This is a genomic window from Saccharopolyspora sp. NPDC000995, from assembly GCF_053599315.1.
In genome coordinates this window covers 89,857-115,650 of record NZ_JBSFLZ010000005.1, presented here as the reverse complement: position 1 = coordinate 115,650, position 25,794 = coordinate 89,857, and the positions used below count along the sequence as shown (strand labels likewise).

The 25,794-nt window shown below is 67.3% G+C and carries 38 protein-coding genes; 4 read left to right on the top strand and 34 right to left on the bottom strand.

Annotated elements, in window-relative coordinates:
* Positions 1-430: 430 nt before the first annotated feature.
* The 3 genes from ACWDKQ_RS03840 to eccB form a co-directional block, all read right to left on the bottom strand.
* On the bottom strand, positions 431-1,681 hold the full coding sequence (locus ACWDKQ_RS03840; protein ID WP_450137223.1) for a WXG100 family type VII secretion target: 1,251 nt from the start codon (positions 1,679-1,681) through the stop codon (positions 431-433).
* Positions 1,678-1,989, bottom strand: a complete 312-nt coding sequence (locus ACWDKQ_RS03835) for a hypothetical protein (RefSeq protein WP_450137222.1) — start codon at positions 1,987-1,989, stop codon at positions 1,678-1,680. The genes ACWDKQ_RS03840 and ACWDKQ_RS03835 overlap by 4 nt, the downstream gene beginning before the upstream one ends.
* Before the next feature lie 151 nt (positions 1,990-2,140).
* Positions 2,141-3,736 carry a type VII secretion protein EccB gene (eccB, locus tag ACWDKQ_RS03830; RefSeq protein ID WP_450137221.1) on the bottom strand — a complete coding sequence of 532 codons (1,596 nt, stop codon included), beginning with the start codon at positions 3,734-3,736 and terminating at the stop codon, positions 2,141-2,143.
* 176 nt (positions 3,737-3,912) lie between these two features.
* On the opposite strand from eccB, the gene eccE reads away from it, so the two are divergent.
* A complete protein-coding gene (eccE, locus tag ACWDKQ_RS03825) occupies positions 3,913-5,217 on the top strand; it encodes a type VII secretion protein EccE (protein WP_450137220.1) in 1,305 nt (434 codons plus the stop codon).
* Entirely contained in the window at positions 5,214-5,945 is a 732-nt protein-coding gene (locus tag ACWDKQ_RS03820; protein WP_010315349.1) for a hypothetical protein, read from the top strand. The genes eccE and ACWDKQ_RS03820 overlap by 4 nt, the downstream gene beginning before the upstream one ends.
* 178 nt (positions 5,946-6,123) lie before the next feature.
* Here ACWDKQ_RS03820 and truA read toward each other — a convergent pair whose 3' ends face one another.
* The 8 genes from truA to infA form a co-directional block, all read right to left on the bottom strand.
* Positions 6,124-7,005 (bottom strand): tRNA pseudouridine(38-40) synthase TruA, encoded by an 882-nt coding sequence (gene truA / locus ACWDKQ_RS03815; RefSeq protein ID WP_450137219.1) that lies wholly within the window; start codon positions 7,003-7,005, stop codon positions 6,124-6,126.
* Positions 7,006-7,025: 20 nt separating this feature from the next.
* On the bottom strand, positions 7,026-7,595 hold the full coding sequence (gene rplQ, locus ACWDKQ_RS03810; RefSeq protein ID WP_450137218.1) for a 50S ribosomal protein L17: 570 nt from the start codon (positions 7,593-7,595) through the stop codon (positions 7,026-7,028).
* A 49-nt stretch (positions 7,596-7,644) separates the two neighbouring features.
* Complete coding sequence (locus ACWDKQ_RS03805) at positions 7,645-8,724, bottom strand: DNA-directed RNA polymerase subunit alpha (RefSeq protein ID WP_132493021.1); 1,080 nt, start codon at positions 8,722-8,724, stop codon at positions 7,645-7,647.
* A gap of 150 nt (positions 8,725-8,874) precedes the next feature.
* Entirely contained in the window at positions 8,875-9,480 is a 606-nt protein-coding gene (rpsD, locus tag ACWDKQ_RS03800; protein WP_450137217.1) for a 30S ribosomal protein S4, read from the bottom strand.
* 23 nt (positions 9,481-9,503) lie between these two features.
* The gene (rpsK, locus tag ACWDKQ_RS03795; protein ID WP_009948668.1) at positions 9,504-9,908 is read right to left on the bottom strand and encodes a 30S ribosomal protein S11; all 405 of its coding nucleotides are present in this window, start codon (positions 9,906-9,908) and stop codon (positions 9,504-9,506) included.
* A 25-nt stretch (positions 9,909-9,933) separates the two neighbouring features.
* Positions 9,934-10,314, bottom strand: coding sequence for a 30S ribosomal protein S13 (rpsM, locus tag ACWDKQ_RS03790; protein ID WP_010315370.1), 381 nt, complete (start codon positions 10,312-10,314; stop codon positions 9,934-9,936).
* A 151-nt stretch (positions 10,315-10,465) separates the two neighbouring features.
* Positions 10,466-10,579, bottom strand: coding sequence for a 50S ribosomal protein L36 (gene rpmJ, locus ACWDKQ_RS03785; RefSeq protein ID WP_010315372.1), 114 nt, complete (start codon positions 10,577-10,579; stop codon positions 10,466-10,468).
* A gap of 52 nt (positions 10,580-10,631) precedes the next feature.
* Positions 10,632-10,853: a translation initiation factor IF-1 gene (gene infA / locus ACWDKQ_RS03780; protein WP_009948665.1), complete on the bottom strand. Its 222-nt coding sequence runs from the start codon at positions 10,851-10,853 to the stop codon at positions 10,632-10,634.
* 388 nt (positions 10,854-11,241) lie between these two features.
* Between infA and ACWDKQ_RS03775 the strand changes: the two genes are divergently transcribed.
* Both ACWDKQ_RS03775 and ACWDKQ_RS03770 read left to right on the top strand, forming a co-directional pair.
* Positions 11,242-11,913: a class I SAM-dependent methyltransferase gene (locus tag ACWDKQ_RS03775; protein ID WP_450137216.1), complete on the top strand. Its 672-nt coding sequence runs from the start codon at positions 11,242-11,244 to the stop codon at positions 11,911-11,913.
* Positions 11,914-12,146: 233 nt separating this feature from the next.
* Entirely contained in the window at positions 12,147-12,749 is a 603-nt protein-coding gene (locus ACWDKQ_RS03770; RefSeq protein WP_450137215.1) for a class I SAM-dependent methyltransferase, read from the top strand.
* A 67-nt stretch (positions 12,750-12,816) separates the two neighbouring features.
* Here ACWDKQ_RS03770 and map read toward each other — a convergent pair whose 3' ends face one another.
* The 23 genes from map to rplC all read right to left on the bottom strand — a co-directional run bounded on the left by map (position 12,817) and on the right by rplC (position 25,779).
* The gene (gene map, locus ACWDKQ_RS03765) at positions 12,817-13,608 is read right to left on the bottom strand and encodes a type I methionyl aminopeptidase (protein WP_450137226.1); all 792 of its coding nucleotides are present in this window, start codon (positions 13,606-13,608) and stop codon (positions 12,817-12,819) included.
* Between the two features lie 71 nt (positions 13,609-13,679).
* The gene (locus ACWDKQ_RS03760) at positions 13,680-14,234 is read right to left on the bottom strand and encodes an adenylate kinase (RefSeq protein ID WP_450137214.1); all 555 of its coding nucleotides are present in this window, start codon (positions 14,232-14,234) and stop codon (positions 13,680-13,682) included.
* Between the two features lie 175 nt (positions 14,235-14,409).
* Positions 14,410-15,723, bottom strand: coding sequence for a preprotein translocase subunit SecY (gene secY / locus ACWDKQ_RS03755; protein WP_450137213.1), 1,314 nt, complete (start codon positions 15,721-15,723; stop codon positions 14,410-14,412).
* 435 nt (positions 15,724-16,158) lie between these two features.
* Positions 16,159-16,608: a 50S ribosomal protein L15 gene (gene rplO, locus ACWDKQ_RS03750; RefSeq protein WP_450137212.1), complete on the bottom strand. Its 450-nt coding sequence runs from the start codon at positions 16,606-16,608 to the stop codon at positions 16,159-16,161.
* 1 nt (position 16,609) lies between these two features.
* A complete protein-coding gene (rpmD, locus tag ACWDKQ_RS03745; RefSeq protein ID WP_010315387.1) occupies positions 16,610-16,792 on the bottom strand; it encodes a 50S ribosomal protein L30 in 183 nt (60 codons plus the stop codon).
* Between the two features lie 5 nt (positions 16,793-16,797).
* The gene (gene rpsE / locus ACWDKQ_RS03740; protein WP_010315389.1) at positions 16,798-17,409 is read right to left on the bottom strand and encodes a 30S ribosomal protein S5; all 612 of its coding nucleotides are present in this window, start codon (positions 17,407-17,409) and stop codon (positions 16,798-16,800) included.
* Between the two features lie 35 nt (positions 17,410-17,444).
* On the bottom strand, positions 17,445-17,846 hold the full coding sequence (gene rplR / locus ACWDKQ_RS03735) for a 50S ribosomal protein L18 (RefSeq protein WP_450137211.1): 402 nt from the start codon (positions 17,844-17,846) through the stop codon (positions 17,445-17,447).
* A gap of 2 nt (positions 17,847-17,848) precedes the next feature.
* Positions 17,849-18,388 carry a 50S ribosomal protein L6 gene (gene rplF, locus ACWDKQ_RS03730; RefSeq protein WP_010315394.1) on the bottom strand — a complete coding sequence of 180 codons (540 nt, stop codon included), beginning with the start codon at positions 18,386-18,388 and terminating at the stop codon, positions 17,849-17,851.
* Between the two features lie 16 nt (positions 18,389-18,404).
* Positions 18,405-18,803 carry a 30S ribosomal protein S8 gene (gene rpsH / locus ACWDKQ_RS03725; RefSeq protein WP_450137210.1) on the bottom strand — a complete coding sequence of 133 codons (399 nt, stop codon included), beginning with the start codon at positions 18,801-18,803 and terminating at the stop codon, positions 18,405-18,407.
* 232 nt (positions 18,804-19,035) lie between these two features.
* Positions 19,036-19,221 (bottom strand): type Z 30S ribosomal protein S14, encoded by a 186-nt coding sequence (locus ACWDKQ_RS03720; RefSeq protein WP_010315398.1) that lies wholly within the window; start codon positions 19,219-19,221, stop codon positions 19,036-19,038.
* Between the two features lie 3 nt (positions 19,222-19,224).
* Positions 19,225-19,788, bottom strand: a complete 564-nt coding sequence (rplE, locus tag ACWDKQ_RS03715) for a 50S ribosomal protein L5 (protein WP_010315400.1) — start codon at positions 19,786-19,788, stop codon at positions 19,225-19,227.
* A gap of 2 nt (positions 19,789-19,790) precedes the next feature.
* A complete protein-coding gene (rplX, locus tag ACWDKQ_RS03710; RefSeq protein WP_010315402.1) occupies positions 19,791-20,105 on the bottom strand; it encodes a 50S ribosomal protein L24 in 315 nt (104 codons plus the stop codon).
* Between the two features lie 76 nt (positions 20,106-20,181).
* The gene (gene rplN, locus ACWDKQ_RS03705) at positions 20,182-20,550 is read right to left on the bottom strand and encodes a 50S ribosomal protein L14 (RefSeq protein ID WP_010315405.1); all 369 of its coding nucleotides are present in this window, start codon (positions 20,548-20,550) and stop codon (positions 20,182-20,184) included.
* A gap of 177 nt (positions 20,551-20,727) precedes the next feature.
* Positions 20,728-21,003, bottom strand: a complete 276-nt coding sequence (gene rpsQ / locus ACWDKQ_RS03700) for a 30S ribosomal protein S17 (protein ID WP_450137209.1) — start codon at positions 21,001-21,003, stop codon at positions 20,728-20,730.
* On the bottom strand, positions 21,000-21,242 hold the full coding sequence (rpmC, locus tag ACWDKQ_RS03695; RefSeq protein ID WP_168585501.1) for a 50S ribosomal protein L29: 243 nt from the start codon (positions 21,240-21,242) through the stop codon (positions 21,000-21,002). Before rpmC ends, rpsQ begins: the two co-directional genes overlap by 4 nt.
* Complete coding sequence (gene rplP, locus ACWDKQ_RS03690; RefSeq protein WP_010315411.1) at positions 21,242-21,661, bottom strand: 50S ribosomal protein L16; 420 nt, start codon at positions 21,659-21,661, stop codon at positions 21,242-21,244. The genes rpmC and rplP overlap by 1 nt, the downstream gene beginning before the upstream one ends.
* Before the next feature lie 3 nt (positions 21,662-21,664).
* Positions 21,665-22,522 carry a 30S ribosomal protein S3 gene (gene rpsC / locus ACWDKQ_RS03685; protein ID WP_450137208.1) on the bottom strand — a complete coding sequence of 286 codons (858 nt, stop codon included), beginning with the start codon at positions 22,520-22,522 and terminating at the stop codon, positions 21,665-21,667.
* The gene (rplV, locus tag ACWDKQ_RS03680; RefSeq protein WP_450137207.1) at positions 22,522-22,941 is read right to left on the bottom strand and encodes a 50S ribosomal protein L22; all 420 of its coding nucleotides are present in this window, start codon (positions 22,939-22,941) and stop codon (positions 22,522-22,524) included. The genes rpsC and rplV overlap by 1 nt, the downstream gene beginning before the upstream one ends.
* 42 nt (positions 22,942-22,983) lie before the next feature.
* The gene (gene rpsS / locus ACWDKQ_RS03675; RefSeq protein WP_093265642.1) at positions 22,984-23,265 is read right to left on the bottom strand and encodes a 30S ribosomal protein S19; all 282 of its coding nucleotides are present in this window, start codon (positions 23,263-23,265) and stop codon (positions 22,984-22,986) included.
* An 18-nt stretch (positions 23,266-23,283) separates the two neighbouring features.
* The gene (gene rplB, locus ACWDKQ_RS03670) at positions 23,284-24,117 is read right to left on the bottom strand and encodes a 50S ribosomal protein L2 (RefSeq protein ID WP_450137206.1); all 834 of its coding nucleotides are present in this window, start codon (positions 24,115-24,117) and stop codon (positions 23,284-23,286) included.
* Positions 24,118-24,149: 32 nt separating this feature from the next.
* Positions 24,150-24,449 carry a 50S ribosomal protein L23 gene (gene rplW, locus ACWDKQ_RS03665; RefSeq protein ID WP_450137205.1) on the bottom strand — a complete coding sequence of 100 codons (300 nt, stop codon included), beginning with the start codon at positions 24,447-24,449 and terminating at the stop codon, positions 24,150-24,152.
* Entirely contained in the window at positions 24,446-25,129 is a 684-nt protein-coding gene (gene rplD / locus ACWDKQ_RS03660; RefSeq protein WP_450137204.1) for a 50S ribosomal protein L4, read from the bottom strand. Before rplD ends, rplW begins: the two co-directional genes overlap by 4 nt.
* Positions 25,129-25,779, bottom strand: a complete 651-nt coding sequence (rplC, locus tag ACWDKQ_RS03655) for a 50S ribosomal protein L3 (protein WP_010315426.1) — start codon at positions 25,777-25,779, stop codon at positions 25,129-25,131. The genes rplD and rplC overlap by 1 nt, the downstream gene beginning before the upstream one ends.
* Between the last annotated feature and the right edge of the window lie 15 nt (positions 25,780-25,794).

The following is a 25,794-nucleotide window of genomic DNA, read 5'->3' as shown; positions in this document are numbered from 1 at the left end:
GTTCGGCGAGATCATCAGCAGGTCGACCTGTTTGGTCAGGAAGTTCTCCACGTCGCTGATCTGCTTGGAATTGTCCTTGGCCGCGTCGGAGTCAGCAGAGTTAGCGGCCGGAAGAGGGGAATCCGGTGGATGCACCGGACTTCTCCGCTCGCACAACGCAGCACTACCCGACACGCAGGCAAGGCGCCGCCACGTACGCGATGCGCCCGAAGTAGTCGACATGCCACCAGCAACTATTGGACTCAGCCCGCACATGGGCGCGTACCTGCCACCGAGCACCCTGCGTTGGCCACCCTGTCGCTGGTCACCCTGCGTTGGTCACCCAGATGCGATTGCGCTGCTGGAGCTGCCCCAAGATGGTGGCGTTGGTGCGTGCCCGGTTGACCGGGGACGCCGACCCCTTCACGTGCGGATCTTGAGGGCGTGAGGCCTAGGTTCGACGCTTCGGCGGCGGGGCGTCGCCCACCGATGCCGTGGTGGGCTTGGGCTTTGGGGGGTCTTCCACCGTCTGCTTGGGGTGAAGGGCGTCTGCGATCGAGGGGCGTGGGGTAGGTGGCTCGATGATCGATGGGACGCCTAGCCTCCGCCTCGACTGCGGGGTCGTCGCGGCCGACCGTTCCTGGTTCTGGTCGCGGTCTCGCACCGACTCCCCGAGGACCGCCGGGGCCGCGTCTGGCGGCGTACCGAACAGCTCCTCCGGCTTGCTCTTCAGCCGGGACTGGTTCTTCCGCTCCTGGCCGGCACCCTGCGCGCCGCCCATCATGCCCATCGGCATCATGCCGCCCATCATGCCGCCGGCGGCAACACCGCCCGCCGCACCGGCGACCGCGCCACCAGCAGCAGCGGCTGCGGGTGGCACTGCCGAAGGTTCTCCGGCCCGCGTGGTGTCGCCCGGGGAGAGGTTCTGCTCCGCGCCTCCGCCGGGCACGTCGGATACCCCCGCCGCAGCGGCATCTCCACCGCCGACAGCGGCAGCATCGCCCGCACCACCGCCACCAGCAGCCGCAGCCGCAGCCGCCGGTTCAGCTCCCGCCGGTTCAGCGGGCGCTGCGGGTTGTGCGGGGGCCGGGCCGTTGAAGTCCCATGCCTGGGCGGGCATCCGGTTGTCGAACTGCACCGCCCCCGCCGACCGGCCCGCCTCCACGTCGTCGCAGAACCGCGCGAACGCGCGATAAGTGTCCGAAATGGACTCGGCCAGCTCGGTCGCGGGTTGCGCCAGTTCTGCTAGGTGCTTGCGCGCCCGCTTCGCTCCTTCTTCGGGGGTCAGCAGCGCCGCGGACACCGAATCCGCCGCTTCCGCGACCAGCCCGTCCAGGTCCTCCAGCTGCGCCTGCAGGGCTTCCACCGTGTGGTCCAGCACATCCGCCAGCGCGCGCATCGTGTCGACCAGGTCGTTACCCGCCAGGCCGACCTCCTGGACGTGCTCGAGGAACGCGTCGGCGTCCTGGCCCTGCCAGGCCGAATCGAGCCCGCCGAGCCTGCCCTGCACGTTCTCCGCGGCGTTCTCCACCTTCTCCGCGCCCTCGCGCCAAACCCTGGCCGCCTCGCGAAGTTCCTCGTGGCGGCCGACCAGGTCGGCGAGATCCGCGGGGATCGAGTTCGCGACCTCCAGTTCGTCGGCGATGCGGGACAGGTAGTCGAGGTGCTCGGCTACCTCGGAGCTGTTGCGCGCCATGCTCATGCCTCCTGCTTCCGCATTTCGACGGCGCTGTCGTCGTCGCCTCCGGTGTGGAAGTCCACGACCTCGCGCAGCTCGTCCCCGGCTCGGGTCAAGGTTTCCCCGGCACGGCGGTTTTGGTCCAGCAGCAGCGCGCACAGGCGCTGGTAGGCCTCGGCTGCACCGGACTCGCGGCCTAGCGCGCCGAAGGCTTCCGGCGCGAGTTCCGCGGCCGTCAGCGCCGGCTGCGCGGCCGTGATCTCCTCGCCGACGGCAAGCACCTCGCGCGCGCAGCTAGCCAGCCATTCGACGTCGATCCGGATCCCCGACATCCGGTACCTCCCACGTTCGGTCGCTCTTAAGACGATCCGCCCGCAGCTCACCGTGGGCTGCGGGCGGATCGCTTGTTCCTCGGACGTTCGAGCCGACCATTTCGGTTCCCGGTTCCGCGAGCGTTCTCGGCTGCTCGCGGAACCGGAAACGTCAGCTACCTGATTGGGCGGCTCCGGCTTGCTGCTGCTGTTGCGGGTTCTGCGGCGGGCGGTTCACCCCGCCCGGACCGACTGGGACCGAGTCGTAGGTCAGGCTCGCGTTGGCCGGGTCGAGGAAGTCGCCCTTCGGCAACGTCCGCATCAGCCACGACGGCCCCGCCTTGATGTCGCCGACACCACCGATCACGCCGAGTCCCTGCGCGGTCGCGACGTCCTTGATTCCGTACTGCACGCCCTGGTCGGAAACCAGGAAGATCGGGCCGCTGTCCGCACCGGCCTCGTTCGAGGCACCGCGCACCACGGCCGCCTTGCCCGGCGGCATGTAGAAGTAGTCCACGTTCGGGCCTGCAGCGTCGAACTGGGCCAACTTGACCGGCGCCTTGGCCGTCGGCGAGCCCTTGTGCAGGGTCACCGTGATGTTCTGGTCACCGTTGACGTTCTTCCAGCTCAGGCAGGAAGTGTCGGACTGCTGGAAGGTGACCGGCGTGGGCACCGCCATTGGGAAGTTGGAGAGGTTGATCTGCTCGGTGGGGTCGGCCTGCGGAGCGTCGGTGACCGCACCCGTCGCGTTCGGGATGTCTTGGCTGTTCGTCTTCGACGCGTGCAAAACCGCCGCAGCACCCTCGTTGATCTCCTGCTTCCCGTTCTGCAGCAACAGGAAGTACTGGTCCGGCTGGCCCGGCACGGTGCGCTTGACCACATCGCCGACCTTGTAGCGGGTCATGTAGCTCTGCAACTGCTGGCCATCACCCGGGATGGTGGGCGCCTTCAGCGCCGGGACCTCCGGGATCGAGTTCAGCATGTTCGTGCTGATCGTCCGCGGCGTGGCACCCCGCAGACGGAAGATGTCCGTGACGGTGGTTTCCGTCATGCTGATCTTCGACTTCACCGCGTGCGTGTGCTGCCGACCCGGCAGGTCCTTCACGCGGTAGATGAGATATTCCTCCTTGGAGGTCTGGTCCTCGACGTAGAGCGACTGGTTCGGCGCAATCTCGGTGCCGTGGTTGCCGTCACCGCCGATGACCGTCGTTTCCACCTTCGTCGCGGCCTCCACCTTGGTATCGCTAAGGGTGTCCCGGACCTGGCCGACATCGCAGATCGCCCAGGACGGCTCCGCGGGATTCTTGGCGTCCGGCAGGAAGGTCGGCGCGTTGACCATGCCGGTGAGCGCACCGCGCGGGAAGTCCGCCAGAGCGGCCTGCTTCACCCTGGTCGGCTCCACCGGGCCGCCGCCCTGGCCGCCGCCCTGCGCCATGACCAGCAACTTCGCCGAGGCCATGTTCAGCATCGGAATGAGCCGCTTCTGGGCCTGCTGGTCTGAAGTTACGACGAAAACGTTGCCGGTTTCCTGGGCGATGACGATCGAACCTGGCTCCGGGACGTTGCCCTTACCACCGAAAAGGCCCCAAACCAGGAACCCGATCATGCCGACAGCGGCGAGCACCGCACCCGCGACCGTGGCCCGCTTGTGCGAACCCATCGGATCGTGGAGCATCACCGCGTCTTTGCGCACCAGCGCCGACTCCATGCGGCGCAGCACGAACCGATACGCCTGAACCTGTGACTTCGTTGTGGGTGTTGATGCCATTCTTCGCCTACAGCTCTCCCGTCCGAGGTACGGTTTCGCAGGATAGTCGCAGAGATATACCGAATGGGTGCGGTTCGACCGAGTCCGTCAGTATTCTCTTCACGCGCGGCTGACTCCAGAACGCATCCCAGCGCGCCGTGTGCCGCACTTACCTGCGAGGGGGAGAGACCGAACGGATGTCCGTGACCGCACAACATCCGGCCCAGCCGAAAGCTCCCGGGCCCGCCAACCCGCCCCGCGCCCGAATTCGCGCGCGTCGGCGGCGGATCAACGGCGTGACGCTCGGCGGCATCCCTGCGGCCAATATCGTGCTCATCGAGGTCGGCCTCGCCATCGGCCTGATCCTTACCCTGATCAACAACATGCTGCTGCCGGTCGGTGCCGGTGTGGCGGCGCTGGCGATCATCATCGCGCTGCTGCGGCGGCGCGGCCGGTGGTTCACCCAGTGGTTCGGGCTGGTGCTCGAATACCGCGGCCGCAACCACACCCGGGCTTCGCACCCGGCCAACGTCGATGCGATGGAGCCAGCTGAGGACAAGGACGGCGACGGCATCATCGGCCCGGACGAGAACCACCGCGTCGCGCTGCTGCGGCTGGTCGTCGAGGACCTGGTGATCGCCCGCACCCAGGACCACGACCGCAACCCGGTCGGAATGTCCTGGCACAACGGCAAGTGGACCGCGGTGCTGATGGTCGAGCCGGCCCCGTCGCTGCTGAACCCGGTCGACAGCGCGCCGAACCTGCCGCTGGGCGTGCTGGTTCCGTGTCTGGAAGACCGCGGTGTGGTGCTCGACGCGGTACAGGTCATCTGGCACTGCTACCCGGGAAGCGCGGCGCTGCCGTCGAATTCGCCCGCGCTGAACTCCTACCTCGAAGTCCTGGGCCGACTGCCCGCGGCCGCCCGGCGCACCACCTGGATCGCGGTCCGCCTCGACCCGCAGCGCTGCGCCAAGGCCGTCGGCGAGCGCGGCGGCGGCATCATCGGCGCGCAGCGGGCGCTCATCGGGGCCTTGTCCCGAGTCCGCAATGCGCTGGAGCGGCAGGGCGTGCCGACCCGTCCGCTGGACCCCGACGAGCTGCTGCAGGCCGGGATCTCCTCGGCGGAATTGCACGGCGTGCTCGGTTCGCAACGGCCGGTGGGCCTTAAGGAGCGGTGGGACGGCGTGACCGCTGGTGGCGTCGGACACTCCAGCTACGCGATCACCGGTTGGCCGAACCAGATGAACGACAGCCTCAACGCGCTCACCGGGATCCGCGCGCTGTCCACCAGCATCGCGCTGTCCATCTCGCCGGTCGGTGAGGAAGGCGAGGTCGGGCTGCGCGGCCTGGTCCGGGTCAGCGCCCGAACGCCCACCGAGCTGGATGCCGCCGACGAGCGGTTGAAGGCGATCAGCAACCGTCTGGGGTTGACCCTGACTCCGCTGCGCGGCTCGCAACTGGCCGGCTACGCGGCGACCCTGCCGCTGGGAGGTGCGGCATGAGCCGAAGCAGAACGATCGATGTGCCGGGCAGCCGCGGCGCGGCACCGGAATTCCTGGTCACCGCGGAAACCCTGGACGCCATCAGCCCGTCCGGCGACCGCGGCGGTGTGATCATCGGCTCCGACCCGCAGGGCGAGGCGCAGGCCGCGTCGATGCTGCGGCCGCACCCGACCCGCATGGTCACCGTCGGCGGCCTGTACCTCGCCCGGCAGCTCGCGCTGCGCGCGATGGCCACCGGCGCCTGGGTGATCGTCGCCACCGGTCGACCGGCGGCGTGGAAGATGCTGGAGCGCGCGGCCGGCCAGACCCCGGACGGGAAGCCGGTGCCGCTGGCGCAGATCCGGCGGTTGGCGCCGTTCGACCTCCCGAGGTCCACTGAGGACACCCCGTTGCTGGTGATCCACGACGGTGGCGCTGTGCCGCAGGAGCTGTTCCCGCCGCGCGCGCCGTGGCAGACCACCATGTACGTGCTGCCTTATCTGCACCCGCAGGTCAGCAGCGGCACGGCGGCGAACACGGCGGACTTGGTGCTGTTGCAGCGCCTCCCGCTGAACCAGGCGCAGCTCGCCCAGCGCATCTGGAGCCTCCGCGGCCACCAGGTCCAGCAGCTGACCCAACTCAAGGACGACCAGGTGATCGCCCTCGGCAATATGACCTGGACGATGATTCGACTGGTGACGAACCAGAAGGAGAAGGAGATCCTCGGCCCTATCCGCCGCGGCGACTGATTTCTCGCCATAGCGAAAAGCCCCGACACCACCGGTCGGGGCTTTTTTGCGCTGGTATCGACAACTGTCGTTGGTGCGACTATTAGCATTCGCGGCAACAACTCAGCGAGAACTCTCTACGACGCGCGGCGATCAACCCGGAAACCACCGCGATGCCGGGAAATCCGGCTCCGAGCAGTCAGAGGAGGGTGCGCATCGCCCGGGTTTGCGCGGCCCGGGCTTCGAGGTCTTCGTCCACCGGGTAGTCGATGGCTGTCAGGGTCAGGCCGTGGGCCGGGGCGACCGCCGTGGTCCGGCTGGTGGATTCGAGGAGTTCCGCCGGCCAGGGCCGGGCTTTCCGCCCGTCGCCGACCATCAGGAGCGTGCCCACCAGGCTCCGGACCATCGAGTGGCAGAACGCGTCCGCGCTGACGTGCGCGACGATCAGGTGCTCCGCCACCCGCTCCCACTCGAAGCGTTGGAGTTCGCGCACCGTCGTGGCGCCCTCCCGCGGCTTGCAGTACGCCGCGAAGTCGTTGAGCCCCAACAACTCCTGCGCCGCAGCGTTGAGCGCCACCACGTCCAGCGGCCGATTCCAGGCGAGTGTGTCCCGGCGCCGCAGCGGATCCACGCCCCACGGCGCGTCCGACACCTGGTACCGGTAGTGTCGGCGCAGCGCCGAGAACCGCGCGTCGAACGCCGAAGACACCACCCGCGCCCCCAGCACCCGCACGTCCGGCGGGAGGATCCGGTTCCACCGGTGCACCATCCGCCCCACGTCCAAAACCCCCTGCGCGTCAACGGAAATCCGCCCACCGTCGGCCGGGTCGTGGGGCACTACGTCGAAGTGCACGACCTGCCCCGTGGCGTGCACCCCGGAATCCGTCCGCCCGGCGACCACCACCGATCGCGGCACTGACCGCCCCGGCGGCTGCTTCGCCAGCGCGTCCTCCACCAGGCCCTGCACGGTGCGCAGACCCGGCTGCTTCGCCCACCCGCAAAAATCCGTGCCATCGTAGGAAACGTCGAGGCGCACGCGAACGAGCCCGCCGTCCCCATCGGGAGCGGCGGGCTCGTTCACGGCAGCACTACGTGCCGGAATCAGGACTCGTCCTTCTTCTCGGCAGCGGTGTCCGCGACAGCCTCGGTGGCCTCAGCCTTGGGCTCGGTGTCCTCGACGGCCTCGGTGGCCTCAGCCTTGGCTTCGTTGGCCTCCGGAGCCTCGGCGGCTTCGGCCTTCGGGGGCTCCTCGGCCATCGGCTCGTCCTTGGCGAACTTCGTGCCGCGAGCGGCCTCCGCCTCGGTGGTGACAAGCCTCTCGGTCACCAGCGCGATGACGGCCATCTTCGCGTTGTCACCCTTGCGCGGCATCGTCTTGACAATGCGGGTGTAACCGCCGTTGCGTTCCGCGAAGTGCGGGCCGATCTCGGCGAAGAGCTTGTGCACGACGTCCTTGTCGCGGATGGTCTTCATGACCTCGCGACGGTTGTGCAGGTCACCCTTCTTGGCCTTGGTGATGAGCCGCTCGGCGATCGGCCGCAGCCGCTTCGCCTTCGCCTCGGTCGTGGTGATCCGGCCGTGCTCGAACAGCGAGGTGGCCAGGTTGGCCATGATGAGCCGCTCGTGCGCCGGCGACCCGCCGAGACGCGGACCCTTGGTCGGGGTGGGCATCGGTTGCTCCTCTCAGGGCGCGCCGGTGTACCCCGGACGCGCAACACAGCTACAGCTGCTCTGTCTCCGCGTAGTCCTGACCGTCGTCGTAGCCGTTGTCCTCGACGGGCCCAACCGCGCCGACGGTGGTCTCCTCGGAGGACCAGCCTTCAGACGGGTACTCGGCCGCCGCGGCCGACGGGTCGAATCCGGGCGGGCTGTCCTTGAGCGCGAGCCCAAGGCCGGCCAGCTTCATCTTGACCTCGTCGATGGACTTCGCACCGAAGTTGCGGATGTCCAGCAGGTCGGCCTCGCTGCGCGAGACCAGTTCGCCGACGGTGTGGATGCCCTCCCGCTTGAGGCAGTTGTAGGAGCGCACCGTCAGGTCGAGGTCCTCGATCGGCATCGCGTAGGCCGCGATGGTGTCGGCTTCCGCCGGCGACGGGCCGATCTCGATGCCTTCGGCGTCGATGTTGAGCTCACGGGCGAGCCCGAACAGTTCGACGAGAGTGCGTCCCGCCGAAGCCACCGCGTCGCGCGGGGTGATCGACGGCTTGCTCTCCACGTCGAGGATCAGCTTGTCGAAGTCCGTGCGCTGCTCGACACGAGTCGCCTCGACCTTGTAGGTCACCTTCAGCACCGGCGAATAGATCGAGTCCACCGGGATGCGGCCGATCTCTGCACCGGTCTGCTTGTTCTGCATCGCGGGGACATAGCCACGACCACGCTCGACGACGAGCTCGATCTCCAGCTTGCCCTTCGCGTTGAGGGTGGCGATGTGCAGATCGGGGTTGTGCACCGTGACGCCCGCCGGCGGCACGATGTCGGCCGCGGTGACCTCACCCGGACCCTGCTTGCGCAGGTACATCGTCACCGGCTCGTCTTCCTCGGAGCTGACGACCAGCTCCTTGATGTTCAAGATGACGTCGGTGACGTCTTCCTTCACACCCGGAATCGTGGTGAACTCGTGCAGCACACCATCAATGCGCAGGCTGGTGACCGCCGCACCCGGGATCGAGGAGAGCAGGGTACGACGCAGCGAGTTACCGAGGGTGTAGCCGAAGCCCGGCTCCAGCGGCTCGATGACGAACCGGGAGCGCGTCTCCGACACCGCCTCTTCGGACAGTGTGGGTCGCTGGGAGATGAGCACTTCGTTTTCCTTTCCTCACGACGCCCGCTATTTGACGCCGATGGAATGGCGTTGCCCGCGAAGCGCGGGCCGGTGGCGGATTCCTGCACCGCCACCGCTGGCTGCGAGCCGCCGACGGCCGGACCCCGAGGGGGCCGCCGGCGGGACGCGTCACTTCGAGTAGAGCTCGACGATGAGCTGCTCGGTGACTGGAGTGTCGATCTGCGCGCGCTCCGGGCGCTGGTGCACCAGGATCCGCAGGCTCGAGGGCACGACCTGCAGCCAGGCCGGAACCGGACGGTCGCCCAGGGTCTCCTTGGCGATGATGAACGGCGTGGTGGGCACCGACTTCGGCTTGACGTCGATGATGTCCCACTTCGAAACCTGGAAGCTGGGGACGTTCACCTTCTTGCCGTTGACCGTGAAGTGGCCGTGGCTGACCAGCTGCCGCGCCATGCGGCGGGTCCGGGCCAGGCCGGCCCGGTACACGACGTTGTCGAGCCGGGACTCCAGCAGCTGCAGCAGGTTGTCACCCGTCTTGCCGGGGCGCCGGTTGGCGTCCTCGTAGTACGAGCGGAACTGGCGCTCCAGCACACCGTAGGTGAACTTCGCCTTCTGCTTCTCCTGGAGCTGCAGCAGGTACTCGGTTTCCTTGATGCGCGCGCGGCCGTGCTGCCCCGGGGGGTACGGACGGCGCTCGAACGCCTGGTCACCACCGACGAGGTCAACCTTCAGACGGCGGGACTTGCGGGTCGCGGGACCGGTGTAACGTGCCATCTCTGTTTACTCCTTCCCGCGGCTCAGACCCGACGACGCTTCGGCGGGCGGCAGCCGTTGTGCGGCTGCGGGGTGACGTCCTGGATGGTGCCGACCTCAAGACCGGCGGCCTGCAGCGAGCGGATCGCAGTCTCCCGGCCCGAACCCGGACCCTTTACGAAGACGTCGACCTTCTTCATGCCGTGCTCGGCGGCCTTGCGGGCCGCGTTCTCGGCGGCCATCTGCGCGGCGAACGGGGTGGACTTGCGGGAGCCCTTGAACCCGACGTGGCCGGCGGAGGCCCAGCTGATCACCGCACCGGTCGGGTCGGTGATCGAAACGATGGTGTTGTTGAACGTGCTCTTGATGTGCGCCTGGCCGTGAGCGACGTTCTTCTTTTCCTTGCGCCGCACCTTCTTGACGGCACCAGCGCGAGACTTGGGTGGCATGGCTTTAGCTGACTCCTAGCGAGGCTTACTTCTTCCCGGCCTTCTTCTTGCCGGCGACCGTCTTCTTCGGCCCCTTGCGGGTACGGGCGTTGGTCTTCGTCCGCTGCCCGTGAACCGGCAGGTGCCGGCGGTGCCGAAGCCCCGCGTAGCAGCCGATCTCGATCTTCCGGCGGATGTCGGCCTGGACCTCGCGACGGAGGTCACCCTCGACCCGGTAGCTGCTCTCGATGAAGTCGCGCAGCTTGGTGAGCTGCTCGTCATCGAGGTCGCGCGGCCGGGCATCGGGCGAGATTCCGGTCGCGGAGAGAATCTCCTTCGACCGGGTCTTGCCGATCCCGTAGATGTAGGTTAGCGCGATCTCCATGCGCTTCTCGCGCGGGAGATCGACGCCGACGACCCGTGCCATCTGGCCGGTTCTCCTTCGTTCTTCCAGGTCTGCTCCCTCGCCGCCCCCGCAACTGGTGCGGAGCCCCGGCCTGGTCCGAGGGTCAGTCGGCCCGCGTTAGGCCGACAGGTCGAGGGAGTTCCTTCTCAATCCTTGCGACGCTGTGCTGCGCTCAGCCCTGACGCTGCTTGTGACGGGCGTTGTCGCAGATCACCAGCACCCGCCCGTGACGGCGGATGACCTGGCACTTGTCGCAGATTCGCTTAACACTCGGCTGGACCTTCACGGTCGTGCTCTCCTGCTCGGACGCGTGTCCGGTCGCCCGGACACCGTGGAGGTCACTTGTAGCGGTAGACGATGCGCCCACGGGAAAGGTCGTACGGCGAGAGCTCCACCACGACCCGGTCCTCGGGCAGGATGCGGATGTAGTGCTGACGCATCTTGCCACTGATGTGTGCGAGAACCTTGTGGCCGTTCTCCAACTCGACACGGAACATCGCGTTGGGGAGCGGTTCGATCACCCGACCCTCGACCTCAATGGCCCCGTCTTTCTTGCCCATGTCCTCCGCGTTTCGTGACGGTGACGGTTTGCGGACCTAAGTCCCGCCGCTTGCACCGGATGCCCCGGCGCCCGCGACGGGCACACTGCAGCCCGGTCCGGAACACCGATGGACTACCCGATCCGGGAACTCGGAGCGGATTACCAGGCACAACGAACCGGCGCTACGAGTGCGCCGATATTCCACTGTACGCGCCACCGTTTGGGCACTCCACATCGGGGCAGCTCAAGGCGCTGCGGACACGCTGTGCAACGTGGGGGTGACGCACATGACGGTACCCGACCGCGCCTCGCGGCGGCTTGCGCGGTCGCTTCGGATCTCACTACTTTCGATCACACGCTCGACATCGGGGTCGAGGGCCCGGACCGTGGGAGAACCGAGGAGAAGCGTGACACCTCAGCAGGAGCAACGCGGCTGGAGCGCAGCGCCGCAGATCCGCAAGGTCGGCAGCGTCGGGCAGAACGCGGCGAGCAAGCTGAAGGAGTACCGGACCTTCTTCCAGACTGCGGTGCGCAACCCGAAGATGGTCGGCGCGGCGACCCCGACCTCCGCCTCGGTAGCCGCCACGGTGGCCCAGGTCGTGCCGACGACCGGCGCCCCGGTGGTGGTCGAACTCGGCCCGGGCACAGGTTCGTTGAGCAACGGCATCCACCGCAGGCTGCCCGAGGGATCCCGGCACATCGGCATCGAGCTCGGCGAGGGCATGGTCGAGCACCTTCGCGCCCACAAGCCGTGGATGGAGATCGTGCACGGCGACGCCAGCGACCTGCTCGCGCTGCTGGACAAGCACAACATCGGCCGGGTGGACGCGGTCATCAGCAGCATCCCGTGGTCGCTGCTGGCGTCCGACGCGCAGAACCTCATCCTGCGCCAGGCCTCCGAGGCGCTCGCCCCGCAGGGCGCGTTCACGGCGCTGACCTACCTGCCCGCCGACCAGACGCCGGGCGGACGCCGCTTCCGCACCCAGCTGGGGCAGACGTTCGACGAGGTCCTCACCCACACCACGTGGCGCAACCTCCCGCCGATCCTGCACTACATCTGCCGCCGCCCGCTGCGGTAGGCCGCGTAACTCTCAAGAGTGGAACTGGGGTCGTGCTCGGGTGACCCCGAATCACACTCCGTTACTTGCGCACCAGGCTTGGCTCATGACCAACCCCACACCAGTCCAGGCGGACGCGCCGCAAACTCGTGAAGACCACATCGCTACGTGCTGCGACCTGCACAGATCCGCTGCACGCTGCGATGGAAGCACCAGCTACCGTCGCCGCGTTCGCCGATTTGGCAGGAGTAGCCGTGAGCAAGCGAAGGAAGCTGCGCGAGTACTGGACGTTCCTCAACCGCGCGGCCCGCCGACCATCGAGGGTCGGTGCCGTGCTGCCGACCTCCCGGCACGTCGCGGCCGCGGTGGCCAACGTGGTGCCCAGCTACGGCACCCCGACCGTGCTGGAGCTCGGCCCGGGCACGGGCGCGCTCAGCGGCCCCATCCAGCGCCGGCTGTCCGAGGGCGCGCGGCACCTGGCCGTGGAGATCGACCCGGAGATGGTCCGCTACCTGCGCAACACCAAGCCGTGGCTGGAAGTAATCGAGGGCGACGCCACTCACCTGCGCAAACTGCTGGACGACGCCGGGGCCGACCAGGTCGACGCGGTCATCAGCAGCATCCCGTGGACCCTGCTGGCGCCCGACAAGCAGCGCGAGCTGCTCCTGCAGGCTGCCTCGGTGATGGCGCCGAACGGGGTGTTCACCACGGTGACGTACCTGACCACCCTGTGGCGACCGCCCACCCGGCAGTTCGTCGAGGCGCTGCACGACACCTTCGAGGAAGTGCTCCCGCGGACCGCGATCTGGCGCAACGTCCCCCCGGCCCGCATCTACGCCTGCCGCCGCCCGAAGTGACTCCACCCGGCGCAATTTCCATTGAAATCAGACATCCGATTTCCGTTGAAATCGCATCGGGAACTGGTCAGTCCTCGGCGGCGGTGAGAACCCAGGGGCCGTCTTCGGTGATCGCGACCGTGTGCTCCCAGTGCGCGGCGCGGGAGCCGTCCTCCGTCACCACGGTCCAGGCGTCGTCGAGCTCCTCGGTCTCCGCCGAACCGAGCGTCAGCATCGGCTCCACCGCGATCGCCATGCCAACCCGCAGCCGCGGGCCCCTCCCCGGTTTGCCGAGGTTCGGCAGGAACGGCTCCATGTGCATCTGGGTGCCGATGCCGTGACCGCCGTACTCCGCGATGATCCCGTACTCCACGCCATCGGCCTGCGCCGCCGAGCGCGCGGCGGTCTCCACCGCGTGCGAGATGTCGGTCAGCCGGTTCCCGGCCCGGACCTGCTCGATGCCCGCCCACATGCTGGCCTCGGTCGCCGCCGACAAGGCGCGGTTCTTCGCGCTCACCTCGCCGATCGCCAACGTCACGGCGGAGTCGCCGTGCCAGCCCTCCAGGATCGCGCCGCAGTCCACCGACAGCAGGTCGCCCTCGGCTAGGACCTCGGTGCGGGACGGGATCCCGTGCACCACCTTCTCGTTCAACGAAGCGCAGATCGACGCCGGGAAACCGTGGTAGCCCTTGAAGGAAGGCACCGCACCAGCATCCCGGATCACTTGCTCCGCGACCGCGTCCAGCTCCCCGGTGCTCGCCCCCGGCTTCGCGTGCTCAGTCACCGCGGCCAGCGCGCGGGCCACGACCAGACCGGCAGCGCGCATCGCCTCGATCTCGCTTCGCGACTTGAGCTCAATGCCCTTCCCCCGACGCAACAAGGCACTCACCTTCAGGATTCCTTCTCGGACTGCGTTCCCCGCCGGATCACCGCGACGACCGGCCGACCAGCTCACTCGCGGTTGCGCAGCGCTTCCAGCGCACGGGCGGTGATCTCCTCAATCGAGCCAACGGCGTCGATCTTGATGATCCGGTCCCGGTAGTACTCCAGCAGCGGCTCGGTCTCCGACCGGTACACCGCCAGCCGGCGGCGGATGACGTCCTCGGTGTCATCCGAACGCCCGCGGGCCAGCATCCGCTTGACCAGCTCTTCCTCCGGCACGTCGAACTGCAGCACCGCAGTCAGCTCCGCGCCGTGTTCGCTCAGCATCTCCCGCAGCACCTCGGCCTGCGCCGTGTTGCGGGGGTAGCCGTCCAGCAAAAAGCCCTTGGCGGCGTCCTCGTCTGAGAGGCGGTCACGCACCATCTCGTTGGTGACCTCGTCGGGGACCAGCTCGCCAGCGTCCATGTAGCTCTTGGCCTTCTGGCCGAGCGGGGTGGAGTTGCCGATGTTCGCGCGGAACAGATCTCCGGTGGAGATGTGCGGGACATCCAACTGCTCGCTGAGCACGGCCGCCTGGGTGCCCTTGCCCGCACCAGGCGGGCCGACGAGAACCAATCGCACCAAGGGTCTGCCTCCGAATCAATCTGATCGCGCGCCAACTGCTGACGAGCTGCACGGGCGCCCTACCTGCATCCGGGCAACCCCGCTCCAACCCTACGCATGGGCCACGCGCACCAGGCCAGCCCACCCGCAACGGCAGTCCTCGGGCGTGCGCCATCGCGCGCCCGGACCGTCCAGCTTACCGGAGGAAACCCTCGTACCTGCGTTGCGTGAGCTGGCTCTCGATTTGCTTCACGGTGTCCAGGCCGACGTTGACCATGATCAGCACCGCGGTGCCGCCGAACGGGAAGTTCTGGTTCTGGCCCTGACCACCGGTGATTCCGAGGAAGAAGTTCGGCAAGATCGCGATGATGCCCAGGTACAACGAGCCCGGCAGGGTGATCCGGGAGAGCACGAAACTCAGGTATTCCGCGGTCGGTCGACCAGGCCGGATGCCCGGGATGAAACCGCCGAACTTCTTCATGTCGTCGGCGCGTTCTTCGGGGTTGAATGTGATCGACACGTAGAAATACGCGAAGAAGATGATCAACGACATGTACAGCAGGATGTGCACCCAGCTGGACGGCGACACGATGTAAGTCTGGATGAACCGCGCCCACCAGGTGTCCTGGTTGCCGGCCAGTTGGCCGAGCAGCTGCGGCAGGTACAGCAGCGAGGAACCGAAGATGACCGGGATGACACCTGCCTGGTTCACCTTCAGCGGCAGGTAGGTGGAGGTCCCGCCGTACATCCGGCGGCCGATCATGCGCTTGGCGTACTGCACCGGGATCCGGCGCTGCGCCTGCTCGATGAAGACCACGGTCGCGATGATCACGATGGCGAAGGCGCACACCACGGTGAACACCAGCCCGCCGTGCGAGGTGAGGATCGCGCCACCCTCGGCCGGAATCCGGGAGGCGATCGAGACGAAGATCAGCAGCGACATGCCGTTGCCGACGCCGCGCTCGGTGATCAGCTCGCCCATCCACATCAGCACCGCGGCACCGGCGGTCATCACGACGACGATGGTGATCAGGTTCAGCACCGAGTCGTCCGGGATGACTGACACCGAGCAGCCCTGGAAGAGCTGGCCGCGGACCGCGAGCGCCACGATGCCGGTGCCCTGCAGGATCGCCAGCGCGATGGTCAGGTACCGGGTGTATTGGGTCAGCTTCGCCTGGCCGGACTGGCCTTCCTTCTTCAGCTGCTCGAAGCGCGGGATGACCACCTGCAGCAGCTGGATGATGATGCTCGCGGTGATGTAGGGCATGATGCCCAGCGACAACACCGACAGCTGCAGCAGCGCACCGCCGCTGAAGAGGTTAAGCAGCGAGTACACGCTCTGCGAACCGCTGCCCTGGATCTGCTCGATGCACTTCCGGATGTTCGGGTACGACACCCCAGGAGAGGGGATCGTGGCGCCGAGCCGGTAGAGCACGACCATGCCCAGGGTGAACAGGATCTTGCGGCGCAGGTCCGGCGTCGCAAGAGCCGAGCGGAAGGCGCCGAGCACGCGAACCTCCTGTACGCGAGCCGGTCGGAACCGGCCGGGAAAGATGCGGCAATTTCCGCAGCACCCGTTCATTACGGCACTGCCGGGGCGACTCTAGCAGGCCCGAACGAAGCCACGGACGGCGACCGAAGCCTCACAGCTGATCACAGCGTCCGCCATCGGCGAACAATATTCCACAGGTCCCCCGAAAAACGTGAACACCGAAATACTTCTGCCCCCAGGACAAACGAAACCGATTGGCGCCCAAGGAAATTGGACCACACAGCCGACAGGTAACCGCCAATTCCCAGGTACACCGAAACGATCCGGTTGCGAATAGAGTGCGCCTTCGACCGAGTGCATCGGTCGAAGACGCCCTCCAGTCTTCACCCAATCGGGAAAAGACCGAGGGCCGGGCGACTTCCCGTCACCCGGCCCTCGGTTGGAAAACCGTTGTCAGCGGTCCAGTTTTGTGGCCGAACCACCCGCAGCGGTGATCTTCTCCTGGGCGCTGCCGGTGAACGCGTGCGCGGTCACCTCCAGCTTGATGCCCTCCAGATCCCCGTCGCCGAGGATCTTGACCAGCTCGTTCTTCTTGACCAGGCCCTTGGCGATCAGCTCGTCGATGCCGACGGTGCCGCCTTCCGGGAACGCCAGGGCCAGCCGACCGATGTTCACACCCTGGTACTCGGTGCGGAAGCGGTTCTTGAAGCCCTTCAGCTTCGGGAGCCGCATGTGGATCGGCATCTGCCCACCCTCGAAACGGGGGGAGACGTTCTTGCGCGCCTTGGTGCCCTTGGTACCGCGGCCGGCGGTCTTGCCCTTGGAGCCCTCACCGCGGCCGACGCGGACCTTGTCGCGCTTGGCACCGGGGGCCGGACGCAGGTCGTGCAGTTTGATGACCATGTCAGTCGACCTCCTCGACCGTCACCAGGTGACGGACGGCGTTGATCATGCCGCGCACGTTGGAGTCATCCGGACGCACCACGGACTGACGGATCTTGCGCAGCCCGAGGGAGCGCATGGTGTCGCGCTGGTTCTGCTTGGTGCCGACCAGCCCGCGAACCTGGGTGATCTTCAGCTGTGCCATGTCGATCAGGCCCCCTGCTGCGCCGCACGGGCACGCAGGATGAACGCCGGGGCGACGTCCTCCAGGGGCAGGCCGCGACGAGCCGCGACCTCCTCCGGACGCTGCAGCTGCTTCAGCGCGGCGACCGTGGCGTGCACGATGTTGATCGGGTTGTCGCTGCCCAGCGACTTGCTCAGCACGTCGTGGACACCGGCGCACTCCAGCACCGCACGAACCGGGCCACCGGCGATGACACCGGTACCGGCGCTGGCCGGACGCAGCAGCACGACGCCCGCGGCGTCCTCGCCCTGCACCGGGTGGGTGATGGTGCCGCCCAGGCGCGGGACGCGGAAGAAGTTCTTCTTCGCCTCCTCGACGCCCTTGGCGATCGCCGCCGGAACTTCCTTGGCCTTGCCGTAACCGACACCGACCATGCCGTCCCCGTCGCCGACGACGACCAGCGCGGTGAAGCTGAACCGCCGGCCACCCTTGACGACCTTCGCGACGCGGTTGATGGTCACGACGCGTTCGAACTGCGGGGTCTTCTCTTGGGCCGCCCCGCCACGGCCGCCGTCGCGGCGGTCCCGGCGGTCCTTGCCGCCGGACTCCCCGCCCTCACGCCGAGTGCGTCCAGGCATCAGGCGTCCCTTCCGTTCTCGTTCTTACCCACTTGTCAGAACTCCAGTCCGCCGTCACGGGCGGCGTCCGCCAGCGCGGCCACCCGACCGTGGTAGGCGTTACCGCCGCGGTCGAACACGACCTTGCCGATGCCAGCGTCCTTGGCACGGGCCGCAACGAGCTCGCCGACCTTGGTGGCCTTGGCCTTCTTGTCGCCTTCGAAGGCCTGGACGTCGGTTTCCAGGCTGGTAGCCGAGACCAGGGTGCGGCCCTTGGTGTCGTCGATGACCTGCGCGACGATGTTGCGCAGCGACCGGGTCACGACCAGACGCGGGCGCTCGGCGGTTCCGACGATCTTCTTGCGGATGCGCGTGTGCCGCTTGGCGCGGGCAAGCCGACGCTTGGTCGAGAGGTCCTTGCCCACCGGCTTGCGCTTGGTAGCTGTCGTCTCGCTCATGGTCACTTACCCGTCTTCCCGACCTTACGGCGGATGATCTCACCTGCGTAGCGGACACCCTTGCCCTTGTACGGGTCGGGCTTGCGCAGCTTGCGAATCCTGGCCGCGATCTCGCCGACCAACTGCTTGTCGATGCCCTTGACCGACAGCTTGGTCGGACCGTCGACGGCGAACTGGATGCCTTCCGGCGGCTCGATCACGATGGGGTGGCTGTAGCCAAGGGCGAACTCCAGGTTCGACCCCTTCTGCAGCACGCGGTAACCGACGCCGTGGATCTCCAGGTCCTTCTGGTAGCCCTGGCTGACCCCGATCACCATGTTGTTGACCAGAGTCCGGGTGAGCCCGTGCAGCGAACGGCTTTCCCGCTCGTCGTTGGGGCGCTTCACCAGGATCGAACCGTCCTCGTCCCGCTCGACGACGATCGGCTCGGCGACCTGGTGCTGCAGGCTGCCCTTGGGGCCCTTCACGTTCACCGCCGGGCCGTCGATGGTCACCTCGACGCCGGAGGGGACGGTGATCGGCAGCTTTCCGATGCGCGACATTGCCGCTCCTCCTCCCTTACCAGACGTAGGCGAGGACTTCCCCGCCCACGCCCTTCTTCATGGCCTGCCGGTCGGTCAGCAGACCGCCGGAGGTCGAGATGATCGCGACGCCCAGGCCACCCAGCACCTTGGGAAGGTTGGTGGACTTGGCGTAGACCCGCAGGCCGGGCTTCGAGACCCGGCGCAGGCCCGCGATGCTCCGCTCGCGGTTCGGGCCGTACTTGAGCTCGACGACGAGTTGCTTGCAGTTCTCGCCCTCTTCGACGCGGGAGCCGAACACGTAGCCCTCCCGCTTGAGGATCTCGGCGATGTTCGCCTTCAGCTTGGAGTGCGGCATCACGACCTCGTCGTGGTATGCCGAGTTTCCGTTGCGCAGACGCGTCAGCATGTCTGCGATCGGATCGGTCATCGTCATGACCTGCTCAACCTTTCTCGTCTGGTTCCGATGGGCCCCGACCGCGCACCGCCCGGGATCCGGGTGGTCGTCTGGGCCCTGGCCTGGACGAAGTTCGGGGTTTCCCGGCCGAGCAGCCGGGTCCCTTGTCATTTCGCGTGCAAGCACGGCGTTCGCCGCGGAGCGTGGGCATCAGCCCTGGTAGCGCCTGCTGAGGGTACCGGGAGCCGGCATCACCCCAGCAGGCGGGCAGTCACCAGGAGGACTTGCTCACGCCGGGCAGCTCGCCCGCGTGCGCCATCTCGCGGAAGCACACCCGGCACAGCCCGAACTTGCGGAACACCGCACGCGGCCGACCGCAGCGCTGGCAGCGGGTGTAGCCGCGGACGTTGAACTTCGGCTTGCGCGCCGCCTTGATAACCAGCGCCTTCTTGGCCATCGCTCAGTTCTCCTTGAACGGGAAGCCCAGGTGCTTCAGCAGCGCCCGGCCCTCCTCATTGTTGGTGGCCGTGGTAACGACGGTGATGTCCATGCCACGCGGGCGGTCGATGTTGTCCGGGTTGATCTCGTGGAACATCGACTGCTCGTTGAGGCCGAACGTGTAGTTGCCCTTGCCGTCGAACTGCTTCGGCGACAACCCGCGGAAGTCGCGGATTCGCGGCAGCGCGATGGTGACCAGGCGGTCCAGGAACTCCCACATCCGGTCGCCGCGCAGGGTGACCCGCGCACCGATCGGCATGCCCTCGCGGAGCTTGAACTGCGCGATGGACTTGCGGGCCTTGCGGATCTCCGGCTTCTGACCGGTGATGATCGACAGGTCGCGGACCGCTCCCTCGATCAGCTTGCTGTCCCGAGCGGCGTCGCCAACACCCATGTTGACCACGACCTTGACCACGCCGGGCGTCTGCATCACGTTGGAGTAGTTGAACTCCTCGTTGAGCGCCTGGCGGATCTCCTCGCGGTAACGGGTCTTCAGCCGCGGGACGATCTTCTCAGCGGTAGTCATGATCAGATGTCCTTACCGTTACGACGAGAGATGCGAACCTTCTTGCCGTCCTCACCGATGCGGTAGCCGACCCGGGTGGGCTTGCCATCGGAGTCCACGACCATCACGTTACTCACGTGGATCGACGCTTCCTGGGTGACGATGCCGCCGGACTGCGCGCCACGCTCGGTCCGGGAGACCTTGGTGTGCTTCTTGATCCGGTTGACACCCTCGACCAGCACGCGCTGCTCCTGCGGCATGGCCTTGATGACCTTGCCCTTGGCGCCCTTGTCCTTGCCGGAGATGACGACGACCGTGTCGCCCTTCTTGATCTTCATCAGATCGACACCTCCGGGGACAAAGCAGTGTTCAAGTTGGCAAACCCCGTCTCGCGCCGTGTTCCGTGCATTTTCATCACAAAACCTCCGGCGCGAGCGAGATGATCTTCATGAACTTCTTGTCGCGCAGCTCGCGGGCGACCGGCCCGAAGATACGGGTGCCCCGCGGCTCGCCACCGGGCTTGACCAGCACCGCGGCGTTCTCGTCGAACCGGATGTAGGAACCATCCGCCCGACGCTTTTCCTTCTTCTGGCGGACGATGACGGCCTTGACCACATCGCCCTTCTTGACTCCGGCACCGGGGATGGCTTCCTTGACGGTCGCCACGATGATGTCCCCGAGGCCCGCGTACCGCCGACCCGACCCACCGAGGACACGGATCGTGAGGATCTCCTTGGCCCCGGTGTTGTCGGCGACACGCAGTCGCGACTCCTGCTGGATCACGTCTGACTCCTGACCCTAAGTACTCGGACCTGGCCCGAGCACACTCTGGCGCGCCAAATTTCCGACCTGACGCGCGCGGTCAACTTCCGGCACGCGAATCGGCCGACCGCTGGGAGGATTCCCGGCGTTGCTCGGGTGTGGGTGCCCCACAGCGGTCGGCCGGCCGCGCACCTTCGTTTACTTGGCCTTCTCGACGACCTCGACGAGCCGCCAGCGCTTGGTGGCCGACAGCGGTCGGGTCTCCATCAGCAGCACCCGGTCGCCGACACCGGCCGTGTTGGCCTCGTCGTGCGCCTTGACCTTGCTGGTCTGCCGCATGACCTTGCCGTAGAGGGCGTGCTTCTTGCGGTCTTCGAGGGCGACCACGATCGTCTTGTCCATCTTGTCCGAGACGACGTAGCCCTCGCGCACCTTGCGACGGTTGCGCTCCACGCCCTGTCCTTTCTCACTCATGCCGCGCCCTCCTCAGCGCCTTCGGGGGAAACCGTCAGGCCCAATTCGCGCTCGCGCATGATGGTGTAGATCCGGGCGATGTCCTGGCGGACGACGCGCAGCCGCCGGTTGTTCTGCAGCTGACCCGTGGCCATCTGGAAGCGGAGGTTGAACAGCTCCTCCTTCGCTTCCTTCAGCCGCTGGGCGAGCTCCTCCTCGTTGAGCTCGCGGAGCTCGGATGCGGTGACACCCGCTGCCATCAGAAGTCACCACCCTCACGGGACACGATCTTGCACTTCATCGGGAGCTTGTGCGCCGCACGGGTCAGCGCCTCGATCGCCGTCTTCTCGTTCGGGAAGGTCAGCTCGAACATGATGCGTCCGGGCTTGACGTTGGCGACCCAGGACTCCGGCGAACCCTTACCGGAACCCTGACGGGTTTCGGCCGGCTTCTTGGTCAGCGGGCGGTCCGGGAAGATGTTGATCCACACCTTGCCGCCACGCTTGACGTGCCGGGTGATCGCGATACGGGCCGACTCGATCTGCCGGTTGGTCACGTAGCCGTGCTCGATCGCCTGAATGCCGTACTCGCCGAAGTTGATCCGGGTGCCACCCTTGGCGAAGCCCGTACGCTTCGGCGCGTGGCTCTTGCGCCACTTCACCCTGCGTGGGACGAGCACGTCTCAGCCCTCCGTCTTCTCTTCAGCAGCAGCAGCCTGCGGCTGCTCGCCCTCCGCGGCCTTCTCGGCCTTGGCGGACTTGTCAGCTGCAGCGCGGTCCGCGCCACCGGCACCCCGGCGACGACCACCGCGGTCGGAACGGCCACCGCGCTCACCGCGCTCACCGCGGTCGCCGCGGTCGCCACCACCGCGCGGCGGACGGACCTCGGACTGCTCTTGCTTCTGCTTCAGACCACCGACCAGCTCGCCCTTGTAGATCCACACCTTGACGCCGATGCGGCCGAAGGTGGTGCGGGCCTCGAAGAAGCCGTAGTCGATGTCCGCGCGCAGCGTGTGCAGCGGAACCCGGCCCTCGCGGTAGAACTCCGAGCGGGACATCTCCGCGCCGCCCAGGCGACCCGAGCACTGCACCCGGATGCCCTTGACCTGCGACGAGCGCATGGCCGACTGGATGGCCTTGCGCATCGCTCGCCGGAAGGACACGCGGTTGGACAGCTGCTCGGCCACGCCCTGCGCGACCAGTTGAGCGTCCGCCTCGGGATTCTTGACCTCGAGGATGTTGAGCTGAACCTGCTTGCCGGTCAGCTTCTCCAGCGAACCGCGGATGCGGTCCGCCTCGGCACCGCGGCGGCCGATGACGATGCCCGGCCGGGCGGTGTGAATGTCCACCCGCACGCGCTCGCGGGTGCGCTCGATCTCAACCTTCGAGATCCCAGCGCGCTCCATGCCGCGAGACAGCTGCCGGCGAATCTTGACGTCCTCCGCGACGTACTCCGAGTACTGCTTGTCGGCGTACCAGCGAGACTTCCAGTCCGTGGTGATGCCGAGTCGGAAGCCGTGCGGGTTGATCTTCTGACCCACTACCGGGCACTCCCCTTCTGGCTCTTTCGGGACTTGGTCGCCGACTTCGGTCGGGACTCGATCTCGACCGTGATGTGGCTGGTCCGCTTCCGGATCCGGTACGCACGGCCCTGCGCGCGCGGCCGGAACCGCTTCAACGTCGGCCCCTCGTCCACGTACGCGTGGTGCACCCACAGCGTCTCGGGGTCGAGAGAAAGGTTGTTCTCCGCGTTGGCGATCGCACTGGCGAGCACCTTCGACACCGGACCGCTGGCGGTCTGCGGCGCGAACTGAAGCACGGCCAGGGCATCGCTGGCGCTCCGGCCCTTGATGAGCTCGACCACGCGCCGCGCCTTCATCGGCGACACGCGGACGAACCGGGCCCGCGCCACTGCGCGCGGGGTCTCCTCCGCGGCAGTGTCGTCGGAACGGGCTGTCATCCTGCTACCCCTTGCTCTTACTCGTTCGTGTCACAGACCCGCTCAGCGGCGGCGCGACTTCCGGTCGTCCTTGACGTGGCCCTTGAAGGTGCGGGTCGGGGCGAATTCGCCCAGCTTGTGCCCGACCATCGACTCGGTGACGAACACCGGGATGTGCTTGCGGCCGTCGTGCACCGCGAAGGTGTGGCCCAGCATGTCCGGGATGATCGTCGACCGGCGGGACCAGGTCTTGATCACGGTCTTCTTGCCCGACTCGTTAAGCACGTCCACCTTCTTGAGCAGGTGGTCGTCCACGAACGGGCCCTTCTTCAGGCTGCGTGGCATGTTTGCTTACCTCCCTGCTCAGCGCTTCTTGCCGGTACGGCGACGGCGGACGATGAGCTTGTCACTGGGCTTGCGGCGGCGGGTGCGACCCTCCGGCTTGCCCTTCGGGTTGACCGGGTGACGACCACCGGAGGTCTTGCCCTCACCACCACCGTGCGGGTGGTCCACCGGGTTCATCACGACACCGCGGACGGTCGGGCGCTTGCCCTTCCACCGCATGCGGCCGGCCTTGCCCCAGTTGATGTTGGCGTGCTCGGAGTTGCCGACCTCGCCGACGGTGGCCCGGCACCGCGCGTCCACGTTGCGGATTTCACCCGAGGGCATCCGCAGCTGGGCGTACGGGCCATCCTTGGCCACCAGCTGCACCCGGGCACCGGCAGACCGCGCGATCTTGGCGCCGCCACCGGGGCGGAGCTCGATCGCGTGGATCACGGTGCCGGTCGGGATGTTGCGCAGCGGCAGGTTGTTACCCGGCTTGATGTCCGCACGCGCACCGCTCTCGATGGCGTCGCCCTGCTTGATGTTGTTCGGCGCGATGATGTAGCGCTTCTCGCCATCGGCGTAGTGCAGGAGCGCGATCCGAGCGCTGCGGTTCGGGTCGTACTCGATGTGCGCGACCTTGGCCGGCACACCGTCCTTGTCGTTGCGGCGGAAGTCGATCACGCGGTAAGCCCGCTTGTGACCGCCACCCTTGTGCCGCGTGGTGATCTTGCCCTGAGCGTTGCGGCCCGCCTTCTTGTTCAGCGGGCGCACCAACGACTTCTCCGGCTCCGTCCGGGTGATCTCGGCGAAGTCGGACACGCTCGCGCCACGACGGCCCGGCGTCGTCGGCTTGTACTTGCGAATGCCCATTGTTAACGCAACCTCGTCCTAATCAGCACCGGTCAGGCGGCCGGTCCGCCGAAGATCTCGATCGGCTTGCTCTCCGGCGACAGGGTGACGATCGCCCGCTTGGTGTCCTTGCGCTTGCCGAACCCGGCCCGGGAACGCTTGCGCTTGCCATTGCGGTTGATCGTGTTGACGCTGGTCACCTTGACGTCGAAGATCTTCTCGACCGCGATCTTGATCTCGGTCTTGTTCGAGCGCGGGTCCACCAGGAAGGTGTACTGCCCCTGTTCGAGCAGCCCGTAGCTCTTCTCGGAGATCACCGGCGCAAGGATGATGTCTCGCGGGTCGGCGCTCACTGCTGTGCCTCCTCTGCGGAAGACGCGGCGGCCTTGACCGACCGGCCCTTGACGGGGCCCGCGACGAAACGCTCGAACGCGGCCTTGGTGAACACCACGTCATCGCTGTTGAGGACGTCGTAGGTGTTCAGCTGGCCCGGGTCGATCAGGTGCACGTTCTGCAGGTTCCGCAGGCTCAGCCACGAGTTCTCCTCCTCATGGCGGTTGAGCACGACCAGAACCTTCTTGGCCTCGGTCCAGTTGCTCAGCGCGGTCTTCGCCGACTTGGTGGACGGCGTCTCGCCGCCGACCACGCCGGTGACCACGTGCAGCTGGCCGGCGCGAACCCGGTCGGAGAGGGCACCGCGCAGGGCGGCGACCTTCATCTTCTTCGGGGTCCGCTGCGAGTAGTCCCGCGGCTGCGGCCCGTGGACGACGCCACCGCCGGTGAACTGCGGGGCCCGGATGGAGCCCTGCCGGGCGTTGCCGGTGCCCTTCTGGCGGTACGGCTTCTTGCCACCGCCAGACACCATGCCGCGCGTCTTGGTGGAGTGGGTGCCCTGGCGCGCGGCGGCCAGCTGGGCCACCACGACCTGGTGCATCAGGGCCACGTTCGCCTGCACGTCGAAGATCTCGGCGGGCAGGTCGACGGTGCCGTCGGTCTTACCGTCCGGGGTACGGACGTCGAGCGTCAGGCTCATCACGCACCACCCTTCGCGGGACTCTTAACCAGGACCAGGCCGCCCTTGGGACCGGGGACGGCACCCTTGATCAGCAGCAGGCCGGTCTCCGACTCCACCTTGTGAACCTTCAGGTTCTGGGTGGTGACGCGGTCCGAGCCCATCCGCCCGGCCATCCGCATGCCCTTGAACACGCGGCCCGGGGTGGCGCAGCCACCGATGGAGCCCGGCTTGCGGTGCACCGCCTGGGTACCGTGGCTGGCACCCTGGCTGCGGAAACCGTGCCGCTTGATGGTGCCCGCGAAGCCCTTGCCCTTGCTGGTGCCGACCACGTCGACCACCGCGCCCGCCTCGAAGACGTCCGCGCCGATCTCCTGGCCCAGCTCGTACTCACCGGCATCCGCGGTGCGCAGCTCCACGACGTGGCGGCGCGGGGTGACGCCGGCCTTGGTGAAGTGGCCGCTCCGCGGCTTGTTCACCTTGCGCGGGTCGATGGCACCGAACGCCAGCTGCACGGCCGAATAGCCGTCTTTCTCGGGGGTCCGAATCTGGGTGACCACGTTCGGCCCGGCCTGCACGACCGTCACCGGGACAATCCGGTTCTGATCGTCGAAGACCTGGGTCATGCCGAGCTTGGTGCCCAGAATCCCCTTGATCTGCCTGTCAGACATAGGTCTCGTTCTCTC

What these genes read in the sequence shown, in the direction of transcription:
- ACWDKQ_RS03840 (WP_450137223.1), bottom strand. Translation starts at nt 1,681, where the DNA reads ATGAGCATGGCGCGCAACAGCTCCGAGGTAGCCGAGCACCTCGACTAC.
- rpsD (WP_450137217.1), bottom strand. Translation starts at nt 9,480, where the DNA reads ATGGCACGTTACACCGGTCCCGCGACCCGCAAGTCCCGCCGTCTGAAG.
- rplC (WP_010315426.1), bottom strand. Translation starts at nt 25,779, where the DNA reads ATGTCTGACAGGCAGATCAAGGGGATTCTGGGCACCAAGCTCGGCATG.
- ACWDKQ_RS03835 (WP_450137222.1), bottom strand. Translation starts at nt 1,989, where the DNA reads ATGTCGGGGATCCGGATCGACGTCGAATGGCTGGCTAGCTGCGCGCGC.
- rplV (WP_450137207.1), bottom strand. Translation starts at nt 22,941, where the DNA reads ATGACAGCCCGTTCCGACGACACTGCCGCGGAGGAGACCCCGCGCGCA.
- rplB (WP_450137206.1), bottom strand. Translation starts at nt 24,117, where the DNA reads ATGGGCATTCGCAAGTACAAGCCGACGACGCCGGGCCGTCGTGGCGCG.
- rplR (WP_450137211.1), bottom strand. Translation starts at nt 17,846, where the DNA reads ATGAGCGAGACGACAGCTACCAAGCGCAAGCCGGTGGGCAAGGACCTC.
- rpmD (WP_010315387.1), bottom strand. Translation starts at nt 16,792, where the DNA reads ATGGCACAGCTGAAGATCACCCAGGTTCGCGGGCTGGTCGGCACCAAG.
- eccE (WP_450137220.1), top strand. Translation starts at nt 3,913, where the DNA reads ATGTCCGTGACCGCACAACATCCGGCCCAGCCGAAAGCTCCCGGGCCC.
- rpsM (WP_010315370.1), bottom strand. Translation starts at nt 10,314, where the DNA reads ATGGCACGGGTCGTCGGCGTCGATCTCCCGCGCGAGAAGCGCATGGAG.
- rplO (WP_450137212.1), bottom strand. Translation starts at nt 16,608, where the DNA reads ATGGTCATCAAACTGCACGACCTGCGTCCGGCCCCCGGTGCCAAGCGC.
- rplD (WP_450137204.1), bottom strand. Translation starts at nt 25,129, where the DNA reads ATGAGCCTGACGCTCGACGTCCGTACCCCGGACGGTAAGACCGACGGC.
- rpsS (WP_093265642.1), bottom strand. Translation starts at nt 23,265, where the DNA reads ATGCCACGCAGCCTGAAGAAGGGCCCGTTCGTGGACGACCACCTGCTC.
- eccB (WP_450137221.1), bottom strand. Translation starts at nt 3,736, where the DNA reads ATGGCATCAACACCCACAACGAAGTCACAGGTTCAGGCGTATCGGTTC.
- rplE (WP_010315400.1), bottom strand. Translation starts at nt 19,788, where the DNA reads ATGACTACCGCTGAGAAGATCGTCCCGCGGCTGAAGACCCGTTACCGC.
- rpsE (WP_010315389.1), bottom strand. Translation starts at nt 17,409, where the DNA reads ATGCCTGGACGCACTCGGCGTGAGGGCGGGGAGTCCGGCGGCAAGGAC.
- rplQ (WP_450137218.1), bottom strand. Translation starts at nt 7,595, where the DNA reads ATGCCCACCCCGACCAAGGGTCCGCGTCTCGGCGGGTCGCCGGCGCAC.
- rpsH (WP_450137210.1), bottom strand. Translation starts at nt 18,803, where the DNA reads ATGACGATGACCGATCCGATCGCAGACATGCTGACGCGTCTGCGCAAC.
- infA (WP_009948665.1), bottom strand. Translation starts at nt 10,853, where the DNA reads ATGGGCAAGAAAGACGGGGCCATTGAGGTCGAGGGTCGGGTGATCGAA.
- rpsK (WP_009948668.1), bottom strand. Translation starts at nt 9,908, where the DNA reads ATGCCACCCAAGTCTCGCGCTGGTGCCGTCAAGAAGGTGCGGCGCAAG.
- rplX (WP_010315402.1), bottom strand. Translation starts at nt 20,105, where the DNA reads ATGAAGATCAAGAAGGGCGACACGGTCGTCGTCATCTCCGGCAAGGAC.
- ACWDKQ_RS03820 (WP_010315349.1), top strand. Translation starts at nt 5,214, where the DNA reads ATGAGCCGAAGCAGAACGATCGATGTGCCGGGCAGCCGCGGCGCGGCA.
- rpmC (WP_168585501.1), bottom strand. Translation starts at nt 21,242, where the DNA reads ATGGCAGCGGGTGTCACCGCATCCGAGCTCCGCGAGCTCAACGAGGAG.
- rplF (WP_010315394.1), bottom strand. Translation starts at nt 18,388, where the DNA reads ATGTCGCGCATCGGAAAGCTGCCGATCACCGTCCCCTCCGGCGTCGAG.
- ACWDKQ_RS03720 (WP_010315398.1), bottom strand. Translation starts at nt 19,221, where the DNA reads ATGGCCAAGAAGGCGCTGGTTATCAAGGCGGCGCGCAAGCCGAAGTTC.
- rpsQ (WP_450137209.1), bottom strand. Translation starts at nt 21,003, where the DNA reads ATGAGTGAGAAAGGACAGGGCGTGGAGCGCAACCGTCGCAAGGTGCGC.